The 3,918-nt window shown below is 38.7% G+C and carries 4 protein-coding genes; 2 read left to right on the top strand and 2 right to left on the bottom strand.

Going from position 1 to position 3,918, the window contains the following annotated elements; all coding sequences use genetic code 11:
• Nucleotides 1-30: 30 nt before the first annotated feature.
• Entirely contained in the window at nt 31-573 is a 543-nt protein-coding gene (locus tag Q0590_RS36820) for an energy transducer TonB (RefSeq protein WP_302042686.1), read from the top strand.
• Nucleotides 574-835: 262 nt separating this feature from the next.
• Here Q0590_RS36820 and Q0590_RS36815 read toward each other — a convergent pair whose 3' ends face one another.
• Nucleotides 836-1,528, bottom strand: a complete 693-nt coding sequence (locus Q0590_RS36815) for a hypothetical protein (RefSeq protein WP_302042685.1) — start codon at nt 1,526-1,528, stop codon at nt 836-838.
• 14 nt (nt 1,529-1,542) lie between these two features.
• The gene (locus tag Q0590_RS36810; RefSeq protein ID WP_302042684.1) at nt 1,543-1,899 is read right to left on the bottom strand and encodes a PadR family transcriptional regulator; all 357 of its coding nucleotides are present in this window, start codon (nt 1,897-1,899) and stop codon (nt 1,543-1,545) included.
• A gap of 420 nt (nt 1,900-2,319) precedes the next feature.
• On the opposite strand from Q0590_RS36810, the gene Q0590_RS36805 reads away from it, so the two are divergent.
• Nucleotides 2,320-3,687: an NHL domain-containing protein gene (locus Q0590_RS36805; protein WP_302042683.1), complete on the top strand. Its 1,368-nt coding sequence runs from the start codon at nt 2,320-2,322 to the stop codon at nt 3,685-3,687.
• Nucleotides 3,688-3,918: the final 231 nt, after the last annotated feature.

The raw sequence follows: 3,918 nt of genomic DNA, 5'->3' as shown, positions 1-3,918 counted from the left end.
TCCACTGGCCTACTTTTGAACTGAAATCTGGTGGATCATTCAATTAATATATACAAAGATGCTTTTTCCACAAAAGCTTTATTTACAGTAGATGCAGCAGGAATGGTGAAGGTAGATTCGCTGGAAGGGATAAGTGAGCAAGTAGCTGAAAGGCTAAAACAGATTTTTACGGCTAGCCCCAAGTGGATACCGGCTATTCAAGGCAAGCAGCCTATTGGCCTTAGGCTCAGCCAGCAGATAGCGTATGATCCCAAATCAGAGATATTTCGGGTAGTGGAACAACACCCGGAGTACACTGGTGGGATGGGGGCTTTATTTAGCTTATTTAGTAAAAATCTAATCTATCCTAGGGAGGCAAAAAAAGCAGATATTGAAGGAAAAGTGTTTGTAAGCTTTGTGATCAACAAAGCAGGAGAGGTGGAAAATGCACAGGTAGAACAAGGAATAGGGTATGGCTGTGATCAAGAAGCTTTACGGCTTATTGAGCTAAGCTCTGGCAAGTGGATTCCAGGCAAACAAGCGGGCAAACCTGTCAAGGTTCGGATGCAGTTACCCATCGTTTTTAAGCCTTAATTAGTTTTTCAGTACGGTTGTTGGCCCATCTATATAACAGACAATAGGTAATAGATATTTATTTCTGCTTTACATAATTCCCTTTATGTAACTTTGAAAAATCTAATTTTACAGAAGAGCAATAATGGAGTTGCTATTAGTAACCTGATGCTACCCATTGGCAATTTTTAAGAACCTATACTCAACGGGTGAATATAAACTGACCAAATGGCTTTTTGCCCGTTTTTGCCAGATGAAGTACATCAGCAGCTCTCTCATGCTCCTATCTTAGTTGATAATACTTTGAGTCTGGATTTGTTTTTTGTACATAGTCCAAGTAGCCCAGAAACAATACGGCAAAGATGGACCACATGGTGGCATAAGCAAAACCCTGCCAATGCATGGGCATCTTGATGGCATCAATGCTTACATAGAGCAACCAAAGGGTAGCCCAATGTAAGAAGCATAGCAAGGTCTTGAACAAGGTGGGAGACTGCACTACGCCTATTTTCTTGAAGGAGGGAAAAAAGGGTTGAAGCAGAAATAAGGTCAGCATCACTCCTAATACCAGACTCCACAACTTGGGGGTAAAACTAACAGCTTTCCAGTTGCTTGTACCCAAAAAATCACTCACCAGCCTATAATTTAGGCTTGCCACTGTAATAAAGCCCACTACCAGCAGCGTGCGGAGGAGTTTTGCCATAGCAAACTGTCTTTTTACCAACTTCCACCAGGTGCGCATCTCCCGCTTAAAGAACTGTTTGCGGTAAGTCCATTCCATCTTTTGCAGGTTCTTTGCTCCACCAAATTCTTCTAGGGTCAGCTCCAGGGCTTTCTTAAACGACAGGCGGCAGGCCATTTTCTCTTCCACAGAGTCAGCAAAATGATCGCTCATCTCTTCAATAAAGGGGGTTTCAATCAAGTGACAATGCTCTGTCAGAAATTTAGCAATTGCTATGTGTTGGGTTTGTGTCATAGAGGTAAGAGCGATTAACTAGTGGGCAGTTTGATTAAAGCATTGGGAGTAAGTATGCCTTGTAGGTGGTAAAGGAACTGTTCGATCTGCGAAAGCCTTTCTGCTGCATTGCCTTGCTGATCTGGGGCAATGGCATAGTATTTTCTAGCACGCCCATCTACTACTTGCGTTCTAGTCGTGAGAATCCCTTCGGCTTCAAGTTTGTATAAGGCCGGATACAGGGCTCCTTCCGTAATGCGGAGCCCTCCACTAGTGAGTTCCTTCACTTTTTGGGTGATTTCATAGCCATACATCCACTCTGAATCGGAGAGCAGTTTTAGGATGATGGCATGGAGACTGCCCTTAAGTAGGCCTTGATTGATAGGAGTCATAGGCAAATATATAAAATAATTATATACTACTATATCTTAGGTATGTATATTTTTTTACTTCAGAAAACCTCCTTGCAGTTACTACATATAAATCTTTTCATTTTGTAGTAATCTAATATCTTCACTTCAAATAAGTTGTCCTTTTACTTATTGAAGTTCTACAATGCTGGTCAACATAAGACTACTTATTAAACAAAGACAATTAAGTAGTGTAATTCTATAAGTAAGGCCGTAGCCTATTATCTATTAAAAAAAACAATAAATATTAGATAGATTAGTAGTTATCAGATAATTTAAAATTGTGTATTTGTACATCAGTTCTATGTAGTAAGAAGGTTTTTTAAGAGCTGTATTTGAAATTATAATTATTAAATCATCGATTAAACAGGTATACAATTAATTTATACTGTTCCTTCAATTATGAAACTGTATTTGCATAGGGTGTATGTTTTATCAATAATTTTGCTTTTTTTTAATTTAAGTGCCTGCAAAAAAGATAACCCGGATCCTGTCGTCCTGCCACCTAAAGTTGACCCTACAGTTCCTGAGTCCGTGGCCCTAACTATAACCGCTATTAATCCAATTTCTGGTACTAGTGGAACTGCAGTTACAATAACTGGTACAGGTTTTAGTACAGTTCTTACTGAAAATGTTGTTACTATTAATGCTAAAAACTGTCTAGTAACAGCAGCTACGGCTACCTCTATAAATATAATCGTTCCGCCTGTAGCAGGCAGTGGAGATATTGTGGTGACTACTAATAGTAAATCTGCTAAAAGTACTTCTTCATTTAGATATGTTGAAACAATCACTGTAACTACTGTTGCAGGAAGTGTTGAAGGTTATATCGATGGCACAAGTACTAATGCTAAATTTCAAAATCCTCATTACTTAGCTGTAGGCAGCGATGGCACACTTTATATATCAGATACATTTAACAACAGAATTCGTAAAATCAGTCCGGATGGTATAGTGAGTACGGTTGCAGGCAATGGAGATCGTGGTATTCAGCAATATGTTGATGGCCCTGCAGCACAAGCAAGATTTAATAGTCCAAATGGCATAGCTGTTGCCAATGATGGCACTCTTTATGTTGCTGAATCAGGTAGTAACAGAATTCGCAAAATTAGCCCTGATGGTATAGTGAGTACTATAGCAGGAGATGGTAATATTATGGGAGGATATGCTGATGGACCCGGAACACAAGCACTTTTTAAACAGCCTACAGATATCTCTATCGCAAGTGATGGCACGCTTTATATAACGGACTTAAATAACTATAGAATTCGTAAAATCAGTCCGGATGGTATAGTGAGTACGGTTGCAGGCAACGGAAGTTTGGGAGCTGTTGATGGCCCTGCAGCACAAGCGACATTTGATAATCCTTCTGGTATAACAATAGGAAGTGATGGTACTCTTTATATTACTGAAAGACACAAGATTCGCAAAATTAGCCCTGATGGTATAGTGAGTACGGTTGCAGGTAACGCAGACTTTGGCACTATAGATGGAACTAGGGCTGAAGCACGTTTTTATTTTCCTGCAGACATCACTGTAGCAGGTGATGGTACTCTTTATGTTTCAGAATTTACTAACAATAAAATTCGCAAAATTGATTCTGCTGGTGTGGTAACAACCTTAGCTGGTGACTTAGAGAGTGGATATGTAGATGGTACAGCTACAGAAGCAAGATTTTTTGCTCCTCGAGGAATGGCGTTAGTAGATACTAGCATATTATATGTAGTAGACGATAGAAACCATAAGATTCGTAAAGTAACTATACAATAGATCTATTTTTTTTAGCTTACTTTATTGTTACTACAAGTATTTCGCTTCTATACTACGACAGGAAGTTAAAACAATGTTTGTACTTTAATTATAATTCTTCTCATTAGAAATAACGATATAACCTTTCTAAAATGCAACCGTGTTATTTAACATAAAATGAGATGTCCAACAATTTTGACCATAATCCAATTTTATAGTTTTTTGGCAAGATTATTAAGTATTGCATTTTTC

This window comes from Rhodocytophaga aerolata (assembly GCF_030503435.1).
In the GTDB taxonomy this organism is placed as follows: Bacteria; Bacteroidota; Bacteroidia; order Cytophagales; family 172606-1; genus Rhodocytophaga; species Rhodocytophaga aerolata.
The sequence above is the reverse complement of the archived record's forward strand: the minus strand, read 5'-3'. Positions and strand labels throughout refer to the sequence as shown.

Excerpts from the sequence above, each read along its gene's own strand:
- Q0590_RS36815 (WP_302042685.1), bottom strand. The coding sequence starts at position 1,528 with ATGACACAAACCCAACACATAGCAATTGCTAAATTTCTGACAGAGCAT.
- Q0590_RS36810 (WP_302042684.1), bottom strand. The coding sequence starts at position 1,899 with ATGACTCCTATCAATCAAGGCCTACTTAAGGGCAGTCTCCATGCCATC.
- Q0590_RS36805 (WP_302042683.1), top strand. The coding sequence starts at position 2,320 with ATGAAACTGTATTTGCATAGGGTGTATGTTTTATCAATAATTTTGCTT.